At 46.1% G+C, this 18,238-nt stretch carries 18 protein-coding genes; 12 read left to right on the top strand and 6 right to left on the bottom strand.

Annotated elements, in window-relative coordinates; translation table 11 throughout:
* Positions 1-348 precede the first annotated feature (348 nt).
* The 7 genes from B5D40_RS07330 to B5D40_RS07300 are packed head-to-tail and all read left to right on the top strand — an operon-like array spanning position 349 to position 5,893.
* Entirely contained in the window at positions 349-765 is a 417-nt protein-coding gene (locus tag B5D40_RS07330) for a sugar 3,4-ketoisomerase (protein ID WP_078776390.1), read from the top strand.
* Positions 753-1,178: a sugar 3,4-ketoisomerase gene (locus tag B5D40_RS07325; RefSeq protein ID WP_073303007.1), complete on the top strand. Its 426-nt coding sequence runs from the start codon at positions 753-755 to the stop codon at positions 1,176-1,178. The genes B5D40_RS07330 and B5D40_RS07325 overlap by 13 nt, the downstream gene beginning before the upstream one ends.
* On the top strand, positions 1,175-2,284 hold the full coding sequence (locus B5D40_RS07320) for a DegT/DnrJ/EryC1/StrS family aminotransferase (protein WP_078776389.1): 1,110 nt from the start codon (positions 1,175-1,177) through the stop codon (positions 2,282-2,284). Before B5D40_RS07325 ends, B5D40_RS07320 begins: the two co-directional genes overlap by 4 nt.
* The gene (locus B5D40_RS07315; RefSeq protein ID WP_078776388.1) at positions 2,268-2,843 is read left to right on the top strand and encodes an acyltransferase; all 576 of its coding nucleotides are present in this window, start codon (positions 2,268-2,270) and stop codon (positions 2,841-2,843) included. The genes B5D40_RS07320 and B5D40_RS07315 overlap by 17 nt, the downstream gene beginning before the upstream one ends.
* Positions 2,836-3,774: a GNAT family N-acetyltransferase gene (locus tag B5D40_RS07310; protein WP_073303001.1), complete on the top strand. Its 939-nt coding sequence runs from the start codon at positions 2,836-2,838 to the stop codon at positions 3,772-3,774. Before B5D40_RS07315 ends, B5D40_RS07310 begins: the two co-directional genes overlap by 8 nt.
* The gene (locus B5D40_RS07305; protein WP_078776387.1) at positions 3,771-5,036 is read left to right on the top strand and encodes an O-antigen translocase; all 1,266 of its coding nucleotides are present in this window, start codon (positions 3,771-3,773) and stop codon (positions 5,034-5,036) included. Before B5D40_RS07310 ends, B5D40_RS07305 begins: the two co-directional genes overlap by 4 nt.
* Positions 5,021-5,893, top strand: a complete 873-nt coding sequence (locus B5D40_RS07300) for a glycosyltransferase family 2 protein (RefSeq protein ID WP_078776386.1) — start codon at positions 5,021-5,023, stop codon at positions 5,891-5,893. Before B5D40_RS07305 ends, B5D40_RS07300 begins: the two co-directional genes overlap by 16 nt.
* Here B5D40_RS07300 and B5D40_RS07295 read toward each other — a convergent pair.
* From B5D40_RS07295 to B5D40_RS07285, 3 genes are read right to left on the bottom strand one after another with little or no spacing between them, the layout of a single operon-like run.
* Complete coding sequence (locus B5D40_RS07295) at positions 5,865-6,635, bottom strand: glycosyltransferase family 32 protein (RefSeq protein WP_078776385.1); 771 nt, start codon at positions 6,633-6,635, stop codon at positions 5,865-5,867. The two genes, B5D40_RS07300 and B5D40_RS07295, sit on opposite strands and share 29 nt — an antisense overlap.
* Positions 6,632-7,591, bottom strand: a complete 960-nt coding sequence (locus B5D40_RS07290; RefSeq protein ID WP_158222209.1) for a glycosyltransferase family 2 protein — start codon at positions 7,589-7,591, stop codon at positions 6,632-6,634. The genes B5D40_RS07295 and B5D40_RS07290 overlap by 4 nt, the downstream gene beginning before the upstream one ends.
* A complete protein-coding gene (locus B5D40_RS07285; protein ID WP_143394541.1) occupies positions 7,578-8,066 on the bottom strand; it encodes a hypothetical protein in 489 nt (162 codons plus the stop codon). Before B5D40_RS07285 ends, B5D40_RS07290 begins: the two co-directional genes overlap by 14 nt.
* 67 nt (positions 8,067-8,133) lie before the next feature.
* Between B5D40_RS07285 and B5D40_RS07280 the strand changes: the two genes are divergently transcribed.
* Together B5D40_RS07280 and B5D40_RS07275 are read left to right on the top strand one after the other, a co-directional pair.
* Positions 8,134-8,601, top strand: a complete 468-nt coding sequence (locus tag B5D40_RS07280) for a hypothetical protein (RefSeq protein WP_078776382.1) — start codon at positions 8,134-8,136, stop codon at positions 8,599-8,601.
* Between the two features lie 9 nt (positions 8,602-8,610).
* Positions 8,611-9,075, top strand: a complete 465-nt coding sequence (locus tag B5D40_RS07275) for a hypothetical protein (protein ID WP_078776381.1) — start codon at positions 8,611-8,613, stop codon at positions 9,073-9,075.
* A gap of 377 nt (positions 9,076-9,452) precedes the next feature.
* Here B5D40_RS07275 and B5D40_RS07270 read toward each other — a convergent pair whose 3' ends face one another.
* The 3 genes from B5D40_RS07270 to B5D40_RS07260 all read right to left on the bottom strand — a co-directional run bounded on the left by B5D40_RS07270 (position 9,453) and on the right by B5D40_RS07260 (position 13,121).
* Positions 9,453-9,659 (bottom strand): glycosyltransferase, encoded by a 207-nt coding sequence (locus tag B5D40_RS07270; RefSeq protein WP_198951090.1) that lies wholly within the window; start codon positions 9,657-9,659, stop codon positions 9,453-9,455.
* A gap of 128 nt (positions 9,660-9,787) precedes the next feature.
* Positions 9,788-11,572, bottom strand: a complete 1,785-nt coding sequence (locus B5D40_RS07265) for a sensor domain-containing diguanylate cyclase (RefSeq protein WP_078776380.1) — start codon at positions 11,570-11,572, stop codon at positions 9,788-9,790.
* 22 nt (positions 11,573-11,594) lie between these two features.
* Positions 11,595-13,121, bottom strand: a complete 1,527-nt coding sequence (locus B5D40_RS07260; RefSeq protein ID WP_078776379.1) for an extracellular solute-binding protein — start codon at positions 13,119-13,121, stop codon at positions 11,595-11,597.
* Positions 13,122-13,388: 267 nt separating this feature from the next.
* Between B5D40_RS07260 and B5D40_RS07255 the strand changes: the two genes are divergently transcribed.
* From B5D40_RS07255 to hrpA, 3 genes are all read left to right on the top strand, one after another.
* The gene (locus B5D40_RS07255; RefSeq protein ID WP_078776378.1) at positions 13,389-13,823 is read left to right on the top strand and encodes a DUF3332 family protein; all 435 of its coding nucleotides are present in this window, start codon (positions 13,389-13,391) and stop codon (positions 13,821-13,823) included.
* 167 nt (positions 13,824-13,990) lie between these two features.
* Positions 13,991-14,359, top strand: coding sequence for a hypothetical protein (locus B5D40_RS07250; RefSeq protein ID WP_143394542.1), 369 nt, complete (start codon positions 13,991-13,993; stop codon positions 14,357-14,359).
* Positions 14,360-14,404: 45 nt separating this feature from the next.
* Positions 14,405-18,220: an ATP-dependent RNA helicase HrpA gene (gene hrpA / locus B5D40_RS07245; protein ID WP_078776376.1), complete on the top strand. Its 3,816-nt coding sequence runs from the start codon at positions 14,405-14,407 to the stop codon at positions 18,218-18,220.
* Positions 18,221-18,238: the final 18 nt, after the last annotated feature.

The following is an 18,238-nucleotide window of genomic DNA, read 5'->3' as shown; positions in this document are numbered from 1 at the left end:
TGGCTTTGGTGAAACAATCTTGACGCAAACAAAGATCGCTTCTCTCTATGACGTGCGGGGTTGAAGTTTCGGAACTGGCGAGAAATGCTTTCGTAAACCTCCAGATTCTCGGACGGTCGGGAGACCTTCCTGACTGCCGGCTGGCCGTCCTTCCTTGCGCAGCCAGATTTAAAGCGGCGGAACGCCGCTTCTCCTGTATCAAACGGCAAGTTCTTTTCATACCGCTTGCGTTCTACAAAATACGAAATAGCTCAAATTTCTACGGATAAATCTTTGGGGTGGAGTGTTGCGTATAATTCCTTTTTTTGATAGGTTTGCCAAATGGGATTTTTTATATTTTAGCTTCGTATGCTTTCGACTTCCTGCTCCCAACTGCTATCGCTTCCCAAGATTTTAGATGACCGTGGAAATTTGAGCTTTATCGAGTCGGAACGCCATATTCCCTTTCGGGTGAAACGTTGCTATTGGATTTACGATGTTCCGGGCGGGCAAATCCGCGGAAGCCATGCTTTTCAAAAACAGCACGAATTGATTATCGCTCTTTCTGGCAGCTTTGACGTTCTTTTGCACGACGGAAAAAAAGAAAGCCGTTACTCTCTGCGACGCTCGTATTTTGGCTTGTATGTGCCGCCTTTGCATTTTCGCACGTTGGATAATTTTTCGACCAATTCGGTGGCTTTAGTTTTGAGTTCGGAATGCTACGACCCAAAGGATTACATTTGGGATTTTGAAGAATTTAAAAAGGCGGCTTTATGCGAAATTTAATCGGAGGTTGTCGTCTTCTGGAATTTCCTCGTTCGGTGGAACGTTCGGGCTCTTTGACACCTTTGGAAAATTTTAAAGGGATCCCGTTTGAAATCCGGCGCGTGTTTTACCTTTATGATATTCCTAGCGGAGAAAATCGTGGCGGTCATGCGCATAAACTTTGCCACCAGATTTTGGTGGCGGCTTCCGGTTCTTTTGATGCTAAAATAGATGATGGCGTTCATTCGCAAATCGTACATTTGGATAGGCCCTTTTACGGGATTTATGTGCCGCCTGGCATTTGGGCCGAAGAATTGAATTTTTCTTCGGGGTCGATTTGCCTTGTTTTCGCATCGCATCCTTATGAAGAATCCGATTATATTCGCGATTATGCGCTGTTTACAAAATATGCGGCGGAGCGGAGGCGAGGATGATTGATTATCTGGATTTGAAACGGGTAACGGAATCCTTTGAACCGGAACTTTCTTCGGTGATTCGGCGGGTGACGGAAAGCGGGTGGTATATTCGCGGGAAAGAGTGCGAAAAATTTGAAGAAAATTTTAAAGCGTTTTGCGGAACGGCGTTTTGTGTTGGCGTTGCAAATGGATTGGAAGCGCTGATTCTCATTTTTCGGGCGTATATCGCTTTGGGAAAATTGCGTGCGGGTGATTCCGTTATCGTCCCTGCAAACACTTATATAGCAACGATTCTGGCACTCACGGAAAACGGATTGCATCCCGTGCTTGTCGAACCAGACGAAGAAACTTTTAATCTTTCTTTAGAAAATTGTGAACGCGCCTATTCGCAAAATTCCCGCATCCAGGCAATTTTAGCGGTGCATTTGTATGGCCGAGTGATTCCGGGCGAAGAACTTGCGGAATTTGCAGAGTCGCATCATTTGCTTTTGGTGGAAGATGCTGCACAGGGGCACGGCGCAAGGCAAAAAGGAATTTGCGCAGGAGCGTTCGGAGATGCCGCCGCTTTCAGTTTTTATCCGGGGAAAAATCTGGGGGCCTTGGGGGACGGCGGTGCTGTCACCACCTCCGACGAAGAACTCGCTCGGATGATTCGCGTGTTATCGAATTATGGTAGCGAAAAAAAATATGTTAATTCTGTTAAGGGATTAAATTCCCGGCTTGATGAAATGCAGGCGGCGATTCTTTCATGCAAATTAACACGGCTGGATGCGGACAATTTAATCCGTTCGCAAATTGCGGAACGCTATCTTCGGGAAATTCGGAATCCTCTGGTGAAACTTCCAAGTCCGGGTGCAGCAGGAGAGCACGTTTGGCATATTTTTGCGGTGCGTTCCGAAAAACGCCATGCGCTTCAGGAGCATTTAAAAAAATGGGGAATTGACACTTTGGTGCATTACCCGGTTCCGCCGCACAAGCAAAAAGCCTATGCGGAATGGAATTCTCTTTCGTTTCCTATAACCGAAAGTATTGCCAATACGGAACTCAGCATCCCGCTTTATCCGCAGCTTTCTTCCGAAGAAATTTCCCAAATTATTGAGGCCGTCAATGCGTTTGGTGCGTAGAGTTTTCAAAAAATTTTGGGCATATTGCCGGCGGGCTTTTTACCGTTTCATTTCGGATGCCAAAGTGAAAGGCTCGCCGATTTGTGCGGCACCTCTTTTGACGCAAGGATTGGGAACGGTTATTTTTGAAAAGGATGTTCACATTGGCCTTGCTAACGATACGGATTTTTGGACTTCTTACATTTTTTTGAATCCCCGGACATCGGAATCCAAAATCGCTTTCGGGGAAGAATCGTGGGTGGGAAATCATTTTGTCGCCATTTCGGAAGGCCCGGGAATTTTCATTGGCAAGAATGTTTTGATAGGCACTCATGTAGAAATTTACGACTCGGATTTTCATGCGGTGCATACGGAAAGTCGGCTGGTTTCAAAGCCCAAAAAGGCTGCCGTGAAAATCGGCAATCGCGTTTGGATAGGGAATAACGCAACTATTCTTAAGGGAACGGAAATCGGTGAAAACAGCGTTGTTGCTGCCGGTGCGGTCGTCTCTGGAAAATTTCCTGCGAATGTGATTTTGGGCGGAGTTCCTGCAAAAATAATTGGAGAAGTCCATGTCTGAAATTTCCATTCGCCTTTATGCGCCAAGCGATGCGGAACGCTGGAATCGATTTATACGTGAATCGCGGAATGGAAATTTTCTATTTGAACGCGGTTATATGGATTATCACGCCGATCGTTTTCCGGACTGTTCCTTTGTTTTTTGCCGAGGCGAAGAATGGTGCGCAGTTCTGCCGGGGACGCTTTCTTCGGATGGCGTATTCAGTTCTCATGCCGGTCTTACTTTTGGCGGTTTTATTTTGGATAATTCTATGGGGATTGCGGATGTGGAAATTTTATTTTCCCTTTTGGATGCCGAGTTGCGCCGATTGAATGCGGTAAAGGTCGTGTACAAACCGATTCCTTGGATTTTTGCGACTCGGCCTTCGCAAGAAGATTTGTATTGGCTCTTTCGCAAGAATGCCATTTTGCGAGCCAGGCTGATTTCGAGCGCGCTAGAACCCAAGGAAATGCAGCCGTCGTCCAAGAAAAAATATTATTTGCGCAAAGGTGAACGATCGGGACTGGTTTTTTCGGAATCTTCGGATTTTTCTGCCTTCTGGGACTTGCTCGATTCTTGTTTGCAGCAGGGGCATGGAGTACACCCCGTTCATTCTAAAGCGGAATTGGAAATGCTTGCGTCCCGCTTTCCCCAGAATATCAAGTTGCTTGTGGTAAAAAAAGATGGCGAATTGCTTGCGGGGAGCGTTGTTTACGTTTCTAACCGCGTTGCGCATTCCCAATATCTGGCAAGTTCTGCAAAGGGGCGTTCTTTGCATGCGATGGATTTTTTGATGTTGAATGAAATCAATTATTTTCCGGAGCAGCGCTTTTTTGATTGGGGAACATCGAACGAGGAACAGGGACGCGTTTTGAATGCGGGGCTTTCCCATCAAAAGGAAACTTATGCGGGGCGTGGCGTAGCTTTTGACATTTACGAGTATGCACTATGAAAATGGATATTTTTTGGAAACAGTCGGCCCGTTCGGGAATGGCGACTTTCATTCGGATGGCGTGCGCATTTGCGGTCAATAAATTTTTAGCGGTAGTTGCAGGTCCTGTGGGCTTTGCCATTGTGGGACAATTGCAGAATCTTATCAACATCGGGCAAGGGACTTCTTCGCTTGCAATGCAAAATGGCTGGGTCAGTTTAACGGCTCGGCACCGAGACGATGAATCTCGTTTAAATTCGATATGGCGAGGCGGATTTCGGATTTGTGTTTACGCATCGATGGCTACAGCGATTTTCTTTGTGCTGTTTGCTTTTTTAGCCCCGCTATCGGCGTTTTTCCCAGGAGTTCCTGAACGCTATATGCAGGCGGCGATTCTCTTTGCTGTTCCTGGCATGATTGCATTGACTCTCGTTTCGGTTTGCTCTTCGGTGATGAATGGTTTTTCGGATTATCGGCGTTGGTCGATAATTATTGCGGGTTCTGCTATTTTAAATGCTCTCTGGGTGATTTTATTCATCCACTTTCAAATTCTTTCCATTCTTTCCGCCGTTGCGACGCAGTCGATTGTCTCTGCCATATTCGCTTTGATCGTTGCTCTCCGTGGCGGATTTACATACAAACGATTTCGCGCGGGAATTACTGCGAATTACGGCATTTGGCGCAGCTATGCGTTAATGGGGCTGATCCCGATGATTTTAACTCCGGCTTTGTATATGTTTATGCGTTCTTTTTTGGGAAATCGTTTTGGTTGGGATGCGGCGGGCTTTTGGCAAGGCGCGCTCCGTATTTCAGATTTTTTTAACGTCGGTTTTTCATCGGTCCTAGGGGTCGTTCTGCTGCCGCGTTTATCGACTGCAAAGGAACAGATTGCATTTCGTCAGACGCTATTCTCGCTACTTGTCCGGGTGATGCTTATTGCTTTGGCTTTGTGCGGACTTCTTTTTATTCTTCGGGATTATGTCATTCTGTTTGCGCTTTCCGACCATTTCTTGCCGCTTTCTTCGCTCTTGCCGTGGCAAATTGTCGGCGATTTTTTCAAGTCGGGTTGCTGGTGCTTGGGACTTGCGCTTGTCGCCCGTAAAGAAACGGTTTCTTTTTTAACGGTGGAAATTGTTTCGGATCTGCTTTTTGTCGCATTCACGGTTTTAGGAACGACCTGGTTCGGGTATCGTTCTCCGTTTTTTGCTTATGCGCTTGAAAATGCGATTTGCTTTGTGTTGCTTCTTGTCATGACGCGGAGTCTCTCATGGAAAAACCTCTAGTTTCTGTTCTGCTGCCCAGCTACAATCATGCCCGCTTTGTGGAAAGCGCGGTGCGCTCCGTGATGGAACAGCAGGGCGTTTCTTTTGAATTGATAGTCATCGATGACGGCAGCACGGACGATTCTCCGCAGATTCTTGAAGCTTTGCAAAAGGAATTGGGATTTCGCTATATTCACAGGGAAAATCGCGGCCTTGTTCGCACTCTGAACGAATTGCTTTCTTTGGCGAATGGAAAATATTTTTGTTCGTTTTCTTCGGACGATCGGATGGCTCTGGGGCGTCTTGCCGTTCAAAGCGCTTATTTGGAATCGCATCCGGAAAAAATAGCGTGCTTCGGTCTGATTCAGTTGATGGATGCCGATGAAAAAATCAATCCGAATCCGGATTCCCGTTACCTTCGTTCAGTTCCGCAGGTTTCTTTTGAAGAGTTTTTTTTGGGAAAAAAGGAATTGAATGGTTGTACGGAGATGTTGCGATTGGAAGAGTTAAAAAAAATGGGAGGCTATGACGAGCGTTTTCCCTTTGAAGATTTTCCGTTGTGGCTAAAAATTTTGAAGGCGAATGGCCCGCAGGCAGTATTGTCGCATATTTGTACTTATTATCGCATTCATGGGAAAAATATGTCTTCGGATGGGCATCTGATGTATGGGACGTTTTTAAAAGTTCTTGAAGATTATCGAGATATTCCTTTGTATAAAAAGGCCGTTAGGATTTGGAAATCCCACTGCTTTTCCAATTTGGCGTATCACAATAAAGTAGAGGCGTTTCGCCGGTTGCCGGAACTGGCTTCGTTTTCTTTGCCTTTTTTAAAACGCTTTCCGAAACTTTTTATTCCGCGCTGTCTTTTGAAACATTAAAACGGCGAACGATTTTTTGCAGGGTTTTACGCCATCCCAAATTATAAAAATTGGTTAGAATGGAAAGCGGCGCATGGAGAATCTTGGCGATTTTTTGAGGGAAATGCTTGTAAATCCATTGGCGACAGCGAATGCTTTTTTGCAAAACAGAGGGACGCCAGCTGCTTGAGAAGTGGTGGATGCTGAAAGTGTTTGGCGAAATGCAAATTTGCCCATTGGTAAAATTTTTTGGAGAAAAATAATCTTCTGAAAAAATTTCAAGTTGCATATTTTGAAAAGTTTCAGCAAGAATGTTTGGAATGACTAAAAAATCCACATCGCTTTCTTTGTATTCAAAAAAATGCGTCTGGTAAAATTGCAATGCTTTTTCAACAGCGGGAAAGTGCGCTTCTGCGCCGAACGTCGCTGCTTCAATGCGGTGCGAACCATTCTCGTACCCAAAAAAATAAGGCTGATTCGTCAAAGGATCAAAGGAACGGAGGGCTTCTACATCGGAATCCAAATAGATTCCTCCTTCGGAATAGACGGCGTACAAACGAACGGCATCGGCAGCAAAAGCCCAGCGATTTTCTTCCAGAGCTTTGTTTATCCAAGGCATTTGGATTTGGCGGGCTTTATCGTAATCCCAAAGGATAAATTCGTATTCCGGCATAAAGCGCTTCCAGCTTTGGATGCATGTGTTTACCAATGCGGGAAAAGATTCTTTGGAAAACCAGCAATAATGGATTTTATGCGGAATCATTTTAGCCTTTGCAAAATAAAATTCAAAAAACGCAAACCGCCAAAAGAACAGAGGACGGCGACTTTATTCCGCCATCTAGTGTGGATGTCTAACAAGGATTGCTTTCGCAGACGGCGAATCCAGTCAAAAGCGCGGGAACGGACGTTGGCAAATTCGGCGGAATCCGGTGTGCGCATCAAAATGCTGAAACTGGCACTCAACAAAAGACTTTCGGCGGCTTTTTTTACCCGAATGGAAATGTCCTGAAAAGAATTCAGATTCTTTTCAGCAATGGCAAGTAGCTCCGCTTTTTTTAAATCGTAAGCGGACGATAAAATGCTTCCTTTGTGTTTTCTGTAAAAATAAAGGGGTGCTTTGCAGATGGCTATTGTTTGCGCTTCCCAAAGAATTGCGGGAATTACAGCCATATCTTCAAAGAAAATTCCTTTGGGAAATTTTCGGTTCTGCCAAAGGCTTTTATGAAAAAGCTTGTTCCATGCGGAATGGTCGGGAATGCGGTTCTGGTAAAATGCTCTTATAAGAGCCTCTTCGCTGGAAATTTTTTCTGGGCTATCTGTGATCTGATTAAAAATGTCTTTGTTGGGAATTTCCCTAAAATTTTTTTTCCCGCAGACGGCGACCAAAGAATGTCTTTGTATAGCTGCGGAATATAGCATTTGTAAAAAATGGACGTTCAAGATGTCGTCACTATCAACAAAGGTAATCCAGTTTCCGCTTGCTGCTAAAATTCCCGTATTGCGGGCTTCCGAAAGGCCTGAGTTCTTTTGAGAGATAAGATGAAATCGGGAATCGCGGCGAACAAATTCTTCGGCTATCCATTGGCTTTTATCCGTACTGCCGTCGTCAATAAGAATCGCTTCAAAATTTTTAAAAGTCTGTGCCGAAACGCTTTCTAAACAGAGAGCGAGAAACTTTTCCGTATTGAAAATGGGAATGATGACGCTAATTTCCGGCATATTGGGATTTGCTGCGATTTGGGGCAAGGCTTCCCCAGGCGACTTGTACGAAGGCTCCGGCGCGAACAAGAGTCGCTTGTGCATCTTCATAATCTTTTAAAATCCGATTGAAGGCGAAGGGATCCCGTTTTTGCTTTTTTTCGAGAATGTTCTGTTTAAATTCGGCGACTCGGGCGAGTTTATCGCAGGAATTGCCGAGTGCATCTACATAGGCGGGGATGGCGTTTAAAAATTCCTTTTCTTCGGGGGAAGAACTTCCCAGATTGTCTTGGATGAATTGCTTTTGCAAAATCGCTTTTTCTTTGACCTCTCCCATAAATCGCTGGATGCGGATATAGTCCACTTGAGGCCAGATAAGGCTAAATGGCCAAAGTTTTTTCCAACTGAACTTGAACATCGATTCGTGGGCGGCATTTTTCGCCTTAATCAGTTCTTTCAAATTTTCAAAAACCGCGTCCGAGAGTCTTTTTTGCATTTTTTTACCTTTTCTTTTTTCAAGAAAATATACATTATACAAAACTCGTTCAACTGTAGGAGAAATTATGGATCCCAAAAAGATGAAGCTTATTTTAGCTGTTTCCATCGTGGTCAATATCGCCTTGATTGTGATTATGCTTGTGCTGAAAAACGGCTACAAGGAGCAGGCGCAAGTGGCTTATAAAGCGGCAACGACTGCCTATACGAATCAGGTCTCCAAGGTTGTCAATGCGCAGAATGCGTTTATCAAAAATGGCAATCTTCTGTGGCAGCTGATTTTTGAAGCCACTTCACAAAATCTTTCTAAAGAGGCGTTTGACGCTCGGGTCGCCGCACTGGACTCTGCGAAGGTGCTGAATCCCCAGACGAATGGAAACGAAACAGCGCTTTCTTGTGGAACCGATTGCCTTGTCAAGTTTACTTTCAAAGGCGGAAATTTTGCCGGGGTCGATTACAAGGCTCTGTCTTCAGTTTCTCCGTCTGCAACGTTCTCTGTTTCTAAACCCGCCCCGTTCGATTTTCAAGCCAAGTAAGGAGGCTCTATGAAACTCAAATACATTATGATTGCATCGTTGGCGTTAAACCTCGCCATTTTCGCGCTTCTTTTTATGCAGAAAGGCGCATACGTTTCGCAAGCCGAAGAAGCCTATCAGAAAAAAACGGAAGCGTATTACAAGCAAGCGCTGAACATTGTGGACGGGCAGAATTCTGTTATCGAAAACAATGCGGTTCTTTGGAACATCGCCTGCACTGCCAATCAACAGGCTAAAACGTCCAAGGATTTTGCGACAATTGAAAAACGGCTTGCCAGTACACTCTTCTCTGCCAAGGTTTCGGGAACTCCGGATGGAAACGGCAAACTCCGCACTCTCTCCTGGAACAGCGATTATTATATCGTCGCTCGTTTTGACAAGTCGAATAAGTTCCTGGGCGTGAATGTGGATGCGCTTTTGGGAAATGCCGCGGCTTTAATGCCGGACTCCGACGAAGAAGCAACCGAAGAATAGAGCGGATAAATTCTTGCAAAAGATCTGTCTTCAAGGCAGGTCTTTTTTTATTTTCTAGCTTAGCTTTATTGTTTACAAAAGATTCTTTATCTGCGAAAATCGAAAGGGTCCAGGAAAATTTTAAGCATCTAAAAATTCCCTCCATTTTCTAAAAAAGCCCTTCCGTAAAAAATGGTACTTGAATAGAAAATAAATGCGAGTCCATTTTCCAAAATGCATAGTGTTAGAAAAATTTTGCAGTTCTATTTTTGTGTGTGGTTGAGAATATAGAATGATGGAAAAAGTAAATTCCCTTCTCCATTGATGATTTCGGCATTGTGGACAACAAGATTGTTTGTTTTTAGCGATTCCATGCAGACGGCGATTTTATTCTCTTTTCATCTGTCGTCTTGGTCGGAAAGAAAAATGTATTCGCCTCGGGCGTGTTTTAAGGCGTTTTCCAGATTATAAATGGGAGAATGAATGGTGTTTTTTTCAAATAATTGAATTCGATGATCGTGAAATGATTTGATGATTTCGATGGTATTGTCCGTTGAAGAATCGTCGGAAATGATAACTTCGTCTTCTAAAGAAAGCTGAAGCAAAATGCTTTCAATTGTTCGCGAATAAATTTTGCGCCGTTGTAAGTTGCCATGCAAACGGAAATCATCGAGTACCCTTATGGATGAAAAATGGGAAAATTGAACGCTTGAAATTTGGCGTTGAATTTCCGCTACGTTTTTTCTTCGGTGTCGGGATTTTGTGCGGCAAATTGAAGCTCTTCCTGGGCGGCTTTCAAGTCGTCTTCCGTGATGTCCTTGGGGTCAAAGACGACGACTTTATTGCGTCCGGTTTGCTTGCCGTTGTAAAGGGCTCGGTCTGCCAGATTGATGCTGTGATCCATACCGAGGCGCTTGTCGTATTCGGCAACGCCAAGAGTGATGGTGACGTGCTGTTGCTGGCCAGCAAATTCAATTTTCCGATTTTCGATGCTGCGGCGCAGACGTTCTGCAACGAGAGAGGCTCCTTGCAGCGGGGTTTCTGGAAGCATGGCCAGAAATTCTTCTCCGCCCCATCGGGAAACGACATCCTGTTTGCGCAACTGGTCGCGTAGGGTTTCGGCAACGGTTTTAAGAACCAGATCGCCGCAAATATGCCCGAACTTGTCGTTGAAATCCTTGAACTTGTCGATATCAACAAAGAGAATGGAGAAGTTGCGATTGGTTCGTTCATAGCGATAAATTTCGTTTTGAATTTTTTCGCGGATGTCTCGCCGGTTGGGGAGTTTTGTCAATTCGTCGATTCGGGAAATAATTTGGAGCTGCTGGTTCATTTTGTGCAGCTCTTCGGTTCGCTTTAGAACTTCTTGTTCCAAGTGCGCCTGATGCTCGGCGAGAGCGTTGATTTCTTTTTGAATGGTTAAACGCATTTTGTCGAACACGCGAGCCAGAACATGGATTTCGTTTTGCTTGTCTCCCGTAATGCCGCTGGATTCTTCATAATGTCCGTCGGCGATAATCAGCATTTTTTTGATCAGTTTTTGCAGCGGCTTTTCTATGCTGAAGAATAGCCAAAGGGTGATGCACAGGGTAGCGATAAGGAACACAAGGCCGATATAGATGAAAATTTGGAAATACGCTTGAGCGGGAGCCATGACTTCGCTTTTAGACTGGAGCGCTAAAACGCCAAATTTGGTTTTGGGATCGTATTCGTAGTTGATCAGGTAATCTTTTCCGTCGTTCAGCCGGTAAAAATCTTGAGAGGCTTTAAAGGTCTTCGCGTCAAAATCTTTCAATCCCAAATCTTGAACTTTCTTTTCGCCGTTTGCCCATTCTTGAATTTGGGGGTGATAGACAATGACATCGCTCTCATCTACGATAATGAAGAAACCTTTTTTCCCGGTGGAATAGTTTTCAAAAAATTCCCACAGACGTCGAATTGAGAATGAAGCCGAAAGATAGCCGTCGGATCGGGCGCGGTTTTCCACAAGAACCGCCATGATTTTTTTGGGGGTGCGCTGTTCCCAGAACAAGGGGGAAATATAGGGCTTTTGCGGCTCGACCGCTTGAAAATTTTTCAGTTCCTGGTAGGAAACGTTGATTTGGGAAATGCCGACCATCGAATTGTCGCTGACCTTTTCGTGATTGGAATTGTGCAGAACGACGTGCTCGCCGGGAATAAAAAGCGGGGAAACATTGTAGCCTTTGAGAAAACTGCTGGATTCAATGGGATCCTGATTCGATAGATAAGGCGAAGTGGCTAGCAGGGAAAGCCTTCCGATGAAAATATTGCATTGCGTCGAAATTTGCTCCAAAGCTTGTTTGGTGGCCAGTTGCTTTTCTTTGCTGGCGTTTTTTTGAAAGGAATTCATTTGCGCATAGACTAGAAAAATGCCGCCGCCTGCTAGGATGATAAAGAATACCATCGCAAAGACAATCATGCTGCGGAAAGCGATCGTATGGACAAACGGAATGTTGCTTTGGATTTTGTCGTTGGGCTTTGTATTTGCGGTTTCCATAGGACTTTTCGGAGGACAATGGTTAGCGTTTTCTCATATAAGTGAAGATGAAGCTCGAGAATACCGCCAAGAGGAATACGAAAATCGAGATGCCGATTTTATGGAAGTTCCCCGAATCTTCTGCCGGGGATGCGCTGGAATTTTCGCCGGACGAGATTTGGGTGGGAAGCAGCTCTGTAGCGGCGTTCCAAATTTTTAAAAATTCGTCGAGGCGAAGGGGCGGGCTGCTTCCTGTTGGAGCATGAAGAATATCGTTGATTTTTTGATTGTAGGTAAGGAGAGTACTGTAAACGGCCTCTTCGGAATAGAGCCCGCCGATGTCAAGCATACTCCAGATGTCGCTGAATAGATTGACCAGAGTGCCTTCGATTAAAGTCCATTCCGGGATGTTCGGGTAATTTTTCCCGTTGTCCAGCAAGCTTATGAGGATTTGATATGCCGAATCTTTTGCCCAGTCTTCAAGCACTTCCTTGACGGGAGGCAAAAAGCCGATTTGCTTGGTATAGGCGTCTAAATTGTCGTCGCGTAGCAGGAAGCGAAGCAGTTTGGCGGCGTTAGGGTCGTTCGCCTTGGAACGGGGAATCGCCAGATTGCTCCCCCCGATAAAGCAGATGCTGCCGGCCTTGCCCATGGGGACCTGCATCATTTCGATTCCATCGGCGCTGATTTGCGAAGAGGCGAGACCGCCTTCCGCTGCCTTGTAACGGGTTTGCGCAACCAACTCGGTGGTGTTCAGAATGAAGGCGACTTCGCCGCTGTTAAAACGCTGAACCACTTGGGCGGTATTGTCGCGAAGGCTGGTTTTATTGACCAGAGAGTCTAAAATAAAATTCAGATAGGAAGCGATTCCCGTGATGGTTTGCGGATCCATCAAGTTGGAATGCCATTTGCCCTTTTCGTCTTTGAGGACGAAGCTTCCGCCGGCGGACCAGATCCAGGGGGCGAAATTATGGGGAATGTTCCAGTCGCTTTTGCCCGGAAATGCGTAAGCTTTGACTTTGGATCCATCCTTGCGTAGAATTTTGGCATCGTTGATTTTTTTCAGGGATTTGCAAAAGCCTTCGTAAGTCGCGACATCTTCTGCGGAAATGCCCGCTAGCTTTAAGATGGCTTTGTTGGCGAGCAGCGCCCGGACATCGATAAACCAGGGGACGGAATAGATGGACGGATCTCCATCGGTTCCTGTTGTATTCCAGCTGGCTTTGACAAAACGCTCCGGTTGAATTTTATTCAAAATGGGATCGAGGGACGCCAGTTGCCCGCGGGATGCAAAGTAGGAAACCCAAGTTGTTCCAAGTTGGAGAACGGCGGGAGCTTCGGCTTTGCCTTCAAGGGTGTGGGTGATGGTGCTCCACGCTTCGCCCCAGTCCAAAACGACGACCTTGGTTTTCAAGCCGGTTTCTTTTTCAAAAAGGGCAAGTCTTTGTTCCAGCATTCCTTGTGGATTGGCTCCGTTTGGCATAATCCAAACTTCAAGAGGAGCCGCAAAAAGCGTTCCGAAGGCCAGGGTGAAAAAAAGGAACGAATGCGCAAATAATTTTAAAAACATTTCCGATAAACTCCTAAAACATCCTAAAGAGGAACTCGGCAGGATGTATTTAATTTAATATATGAAAGAGGCTTTGATTATCGCAAAAATTGTTTTTATAGCCGGATTTTATGGCTTTTGGAGTTGGAAAAAAGGAAAAATCAAAAAATGTGACTCGTGTCACTAGAATAGGGGCCGTAGCGAAACAAAAAAATGGAGAAGGATAAGAATTTTTGATTTTTTTCTATAATTTACAGCAAAACTATCACTTAAACTAAGGAGTTCGAAATGAAAAAAGGTCTCATTGCTCTCGGTCTTGCCGCTGCATTTTCTTTGACTGCTTGCTACGGTAGCTATGGGCTCACCAAAAAAATCTATGACTGGAACGGCACTTTGGGCAACAAGTGGCTCAATTCCTGCGTCCACTTCTTGATGTGGGTGATTCCGGTTTATCCGATTTGCATTGGTCTGGTTGATGGTCTCGTCCTCAACACCGTGGAATTCTGGACCGGTTCGAATCCGATTGCTCAGGGCGATACCTATTATGAAAAAGACGCTCAGGGCAACCAGGTCGCCGCTGTGAAGAACGCCGACGGTTCCCTCTCCATGGAAATCACCGACGTCCAGGGCAACAAGGCGAACCTCACTCTCGAACGTGATGCCGACGTCATCCGCGCTCTCGATGCCAACGGTCAGGTTGTCGCCCAGTACGAAGTCAAGTAATTTACAAGAACTTGAAACAGGCCGCAAAGAGGAATTTTCCCTTTGCGGTTTTTGTTTTTAAAGGGAGTGGAATTGTTTTGAAGAGGCGGCACTTACCGCGCTGGAAATAAGTATATTAGGGAAATATGGAAGAAATGCATATCAAGTGCCCTTGTTGTGGAAACGAAATGGAAGTTTCTGTCTGCGGGAAGAAAAGCGCGCTGATGCTCTGTGTCTGCGGGCGTTGCAAAGCTCCGTTGATGATGATGGACGGCGATGTTTTTGAATTGGATCGAGAAGAGTTTCAGTCTTTGCGGAAACGTTTGAGCCGCGTCGTGGACGTCTTGCGGGAAAGTGTCGAATTGCGTCGAGAAACGCTCTCGCTGACGGAGCACTTGCGGGAATTGCAAAATTCAATCCCGTCGGAAAATCGGGAGGTGCCTGCGTCCGAAGATGTTGCGCTTCGTTCCGATAAAATCACGCAGGAAGATGTGGACAATCTGCAAATCGATTTGGAAACCTGCAAGGATGTTTCCGAATTTATCGATAGAATGTAATCCGGAATTTTTTGGTCGGGTGCTTGTGCGCCCTTGTTTATTAAAATGGCGTTGGATTTTTTGAAAGCTCCCATTGAATATCCCGATCTTCCCGTTGTTAAAAAGCGGGAAGAGTTTTTGGAATTACTGAAAAATCACCAGGTGGTGATTGTGAAGGCGGATACCGGTTCCGGCAAATCGACGCAGGTGCCTAAATTTCTGCTGGAAAGCGGACTTGCGGAAAAGGGAAGAATCGGCGTGACGGAACCTCGCCGTCTGGCTGCGATGTCCATTGCGGACAGGTTGCGGGAAGAGCTGAAGGACGAATCGCTGGTTTCGACCCGAATCCGTTTTTTGGAAGAGGGGCCGAAGGATGCGCCTCTTAAAGTGATGACGGATGGCATTCTGTTGCAGGAGTTTCGGCGGGACAGGCTGTTCCAAATGTATTCGGCGATTTTAATCGATGAGGCGCACGAGCGTTCGCTGAATATCGACATTCTGCTTGGCATTTTCAAGGATGTCCTCCGGAATCGGCCCGATTTTCGTTTGGTGATTGCCAGTGCCACTTTGGATGCGAAACTGTTTGAAAAATTCTATGAAAATTCCGCCGTTCTTGAAGCGGAAGGACGAATGTTCCCGGTGCAAGTTGTTTTTGCGGATCCGCAGCAAAATGATTCCAAAAGCCGTGGAGATTCCGGTTTGGTCGAAGAAGCTCGCGATGCAATAATCGCTTTGGAGGAGACGGTTGGCAAGGATAATCTGCTCTGCTTTTTGCCGACGGAAAGGGACATCCAGGATTTGCAAGCGGAACTGCTCTCGAAAATGGACGAATCTAAATTCGAGATTCTTCCTCTGTTCGGTCGGATGAGCCCGCAGGAACAGAAAAGGGTTTTCAAAAATTCGGGCAAGGTCCGGATAGTGCTAGCGACAAACATTGCCGAAACATCTTTGACGATTCCCGGCATTGCTTATGTCGTAGATTCAGGCATGGCGCGGGTTTCTCGTTACAGCCCGCAAAATCGGATTCAGGGGTTGCCTGTCGAAAAAATATCACAGGCGAGCGCTCGTCAAAGAACGGGAAGGGCGGGACGTGTAAAGCCCGGTATCTGTGTTCGCCTTTACACGCAAGAGGATTTTGAAAGCAGGGAAGAATTTACGGAGCCGGAAATCCGGCGTTCCAATCTTTCGAATGTGGTTTTGCAGCTGCGCAGTTTGGGGCTTTCTGTGGAGGATTTTCCTTTTATTCAGCCGCCGCCGCGCTCCGCTTTTCGAGGGGCGTACAAAACCCTGTTTGAACTGGGGGCGCTTTCGGGAGTGGAGCGGGATGCCCGCGTGACGCCGCTGGGAATCGAAATGTCTCACTTGCCCATGGACGCGACGCTTTCGGCGGTTTTGCTTCGGGCGAGGCGTTTGGGCGTTTTACAGCCGGCGATAATTGTCTGTTCGGCACTTTCCATTCAGGACCCGCGGCTGTATCCTTCGGATGACGAAGGCCGGGAAAAGGCTCGCCGGAAACATAAATCCCTGGGCGGACACAAAAGCGATTTCCTTTGCTACTTGGCGGAATGGAACGCATTTTGCCGGGAGTGGAATGGAACCAGCTGGAATTCTCTGCGCAAGTATTGCGAAAAGAACTATCTGCATTTTTTGCGTTGCCGGGAATGGATGGATTTATACGAACAGTTTTCCCGAATTTTAAAAACGCATTTTGAATCCTATGTTTGTCCTTTCAATTCTTTTCATCGGGACAGTTTGCACATTACGCTTCTTTCTGGGTTTTTAGGCGGCGTCGCGCAGCGCGATCGGGATAATGGATGCTATCGGCTGGTGGGTGGAAAAGACGCTTATCTTTTTCCGGGTAGCGATCTGGCCGGGAAGTTTCCTGAGTTTGTGGTGTCTGCAGAAGTTCGGGAAACAAGTCGCGTCTTTTTGAATAAATCGGCGGAAATTTTACCCGAATGGATTATCAAAGTCGCCAAGGATTTTTGCTCGTATCGTTGGTTTGATCCCAAGTGGAATTCGGTGCGCGGTTTTGTGGAAGCATTGGAGGAGGTTTCTTTTCGGGGCATGGTGCTTTCCCGTTCTCGCCGCGTGGATTATGGGCGAGTGGATGCTAAAGAGGCCGCGCGAATTTTCTTTTTAGAAGCGGTTGTAGAAGGCGATATGCCGACGCCGTTTCCGTTTATGGAGCATAATCAGCGCGTACTTTCGGCACTTCGGGCGACCGAAGCTAGGCAGCGGCGGTGGGGAATTTGCCCTTCCGAAGATTTGCAGGTGGACTATTTGATGGATAGGGCTCCCGGCGTTTTTTCGTTGCAGACGCTGAAGGATTTCATCGAAAAAAATTCGGACAAGGCTTTACGTTACAACGAGGCGGATTGGATAAGCGCTTCAGAAGCGGGAGTGGAGCATATTGAAGCTTTTCACAATAATCCGGTGATGGACGCGCTACATAGGAAAAAAATCACCCAGATTTTAGAAGACAAAAAAAATGCCAAATTGGGCGGAGTCGTGGAATTTGAAAAAATTCTCAACCGTCAGATTCGTGCGGAGCTGGTTTTTGATTCGAGCAAGTCATGGGACGGATTGTCTTTGGAAATCCCCGCGGATTTTTTACCGCAGCTTTCTCCGGCGATTTTAGCGCATGAAATTTTAAAATGGCGTTTCTGGATATTGGAATCGTTTTTGCGTGAATTGCCCAAGTCGGAACGTAAGAGGCTGGACTCCAAAAAAGAGGAATTGGACGATAGCTTTGTGGATGCATTAGAAAGAAATCCGCAAAAATCCCCGTTGATTTCCCTTTATGAAGCGTATCGGAATTGGGGAGAAACGGAGGGAAGTTTGCCGGTGTTGAATCCGCAGAACGAACATCATTTGCGGCTGCATTTGTCGATTTATTCGTCGGCATATTCTGAAAAATTTTCGCTGGAACTTTCACCGGAATGGGGAGTTTGCACCTTTTTTGATGCGGTGCGCGCGCTCGTTTCTCCTTGCGCCCTTTCGCTATCGGTACTCGGAGTGGCGTATGCTTGGTGCCCTGAAGGTGTTCGGGCGATGTCGCTTTCTGAAGCGGAGTTCTGGCAGAAATTCTACCGGAGAATTTCTGGCGTTGGAGTGGAAGATTCGCCTTTGAAATCCTTGTTTGAATCTCGATTTGTTTTTTTGAACCGGCGAGAAGAATCGACTTTTGCGTTGCGCTCCCTTTTGGCGATGACAAAAGAGGAAAAGGAAAAATTTGGAATCGAAAGATTGGAATTGTCGCTTCCCCGTTTTTCGGGAATTGAATTCGCCCGGTCGCATAAAGTGCGGTCCTTTTCGGATATTTCTTCGCATCGGACAAATGAGGAAAATGCGTCTCGAGAAGGGCTGCTTCGCTTTGTTTCGGATTCGGCGTATCTCGGCGTTTCGGCTTTTGTGAAGGCTTGGGACGTTTTTCGGGAAGCCTTTGCCGGCTTTCGCAAGGGCGCAAAAGTTTCGGATTCTTTGTTGCGCTTGGCTTCTGTACTCTCCGCTGAAGATTCTCTCTATTTTCGGATTCGACGCATTGCGGCGTTTTTGCAAGGGGAAATTTTCCGGGAAAATAGCGGGGAAGAAATGGCTTTGCCTTTGCCGTCGGCAAAGAGTTTTCGTGAAAGTTTCTCTCCGTATTTTTCAGGGCGCTTTTTGAAAGAACACGAACTAAAAAAAGCGCGGGAAGCGTTTGCCTGTGCAGAAAAAACTCGAACGGAAAGCGAACGCTTTGAATCGGCGCTTGCTTTGCAAATTCTGTTGGAAAATTTTGAACTTCTGCGTTTTAAACGATCCATTCTGGCGCAAGCCCCAGAAGAAAAGGTGGAAATGTCCGATCTTTTGAAACTTCGGGAACGCTTTAAAAATCGCTGAAGGATAAATTTTCTAATT

Origin of the sequence: Fibrobacter intestinalis, from assembly GCF_900167415.1 — a bacterium.
Taxonomy (GTDB): Bacteria; Fibrobacterota; Fibrobacteria; order Fibrobacterales; family Fibrobacteraceae; genus Hallerella; species Hallerella intestinalis.
The sequence above is the reverse complement of the archived record's forward strand: the minus strand, read 5'-3'. Positions and strand labels throughout refer to the sequence as shown.

Excerpts from the sequence above, each read along its gene's own strand:
- B5D40_RS07330 (WP_078776390.1), top strand. The coding sequence starts at position 349 with ATGCTTTCGACTTCCTGCTCCCAACTGCTATCGCTTCCCAAGATTTTA.
- B5D40_RS07325 (WP_073303007.1), top strand. The coding sequence starts at position 753 with ATGCGAAATTTAATCGGAGGTTGTCGTCTTCTGGAATTTCCTCGTTCG.
- B5D40_RS07320 (WP_078776389.1), top strand. The coding sequence starts at position 1,175 with ATGATTGATTATCTGGATTTGAAACGGGTAACGGAATCCTTTGAACCG.
- B5D40_RS07315 (WP_078776388.1), top strand. The coding sequence starts at position 2,268 with ATGCGTTTGGTGCGTAGAGTTTTCAAAAAATTTTGGGCATATTGCCGG.
- B5D40_RS07310 (WP_073303001.1), top strand. The coding sequence starts at position 2,836 with ATGTCTGAAATTTCCATTCGCCTTTATGCGCCAAGCGATGCGGAACGC.
- B5D40_RS07305 (WP_078776387.1), top strand. The coding sequence starts at position 3,771 with ATGAAAATGGATATTTTTTGGAAACAGTCGGCCCGTTCGGGAATGGCG.
- B5D40_RS07300 (WP_078776386.1), top strand. The coding sequence starts at position 5,021 with ATGGAAAAACCTCTAGTTTCTGTTCTGCTGCCCAGCTACAATCATGCC.
- B5D40_RS07295 (WP_078776385.1), bottom strand. The coding sequence starts at position 6,635 with ATGATTCCGCATAAAATCCATTATTGCTGGTTTTCCAAAGAATCTTTT.
- B5D40_RS07290 (WP_158222209.1), bottom strand. The coding sequence starts at position 7,591 with ATGCCGGAAATTAGCGTCATCATTCCCATTTTCAATACGGAAAAGTTT.
- B5D40_RS07285 (WP_143394541.1), bottom strand. The coding sequence starts at position 8,066 with ATGCAAAAAAGACTCTCGGACGCGGTTTTTGAAAATTTGAAAGAACTG.
- B5D40_RS07280 (WP_078776382.1), top strand. The coding sequence starts at position 8,134 with ATGGATCCCAAAAAGATGAAGCTTATTTTAGCTGTTTCCATCGTGGTC.
- B5D40_RS07275 (WP_078776381.1), top strand. The coding sequence starts at position 8,611 with ATGAAACTCAAATACATTATGATTGCATCGTTGGCGTTAAACCTCGCC.
- B5D40_RS07265 (WP_078776380.1), bottom strand. The coding sequence starts at position 11,572 with ATGGAAACCGCAAATACAAAGCCCAACGACAAAATCCAAAGCAACATT.
- B5D40_RS07260 (WP_078776379.1), bottom strand. The coding sequence starts at position 13,121 with ATGTTTTTAAAATTATTTGCGCATTCGTTCCTTTTTTTCACCCTGGCC.
- B5D40_RS07255 (WP_078776378.1), top strand. The coding sequence starts at position 13,389 with ATGAAAAAAGGTCTCATTGCTCTCGGTCTTGCCGCTGCATTTTCTTTG.
- B5D40_RS07250 (WP_143394542.1), top strand. The coding sequence starts at position 13,991 with ATGGAAGTTTCTGTCTGCGGGAAGAAAAGCGCGCTGATGCTCTGTGTC.
- hrpA (WP_078776376.1), top strand. The coding sequence starts at position 14,405 with ATGGCGTTGGATTTTTTGAAAGCTCCCATTGAATATCCCGATCTTCCC.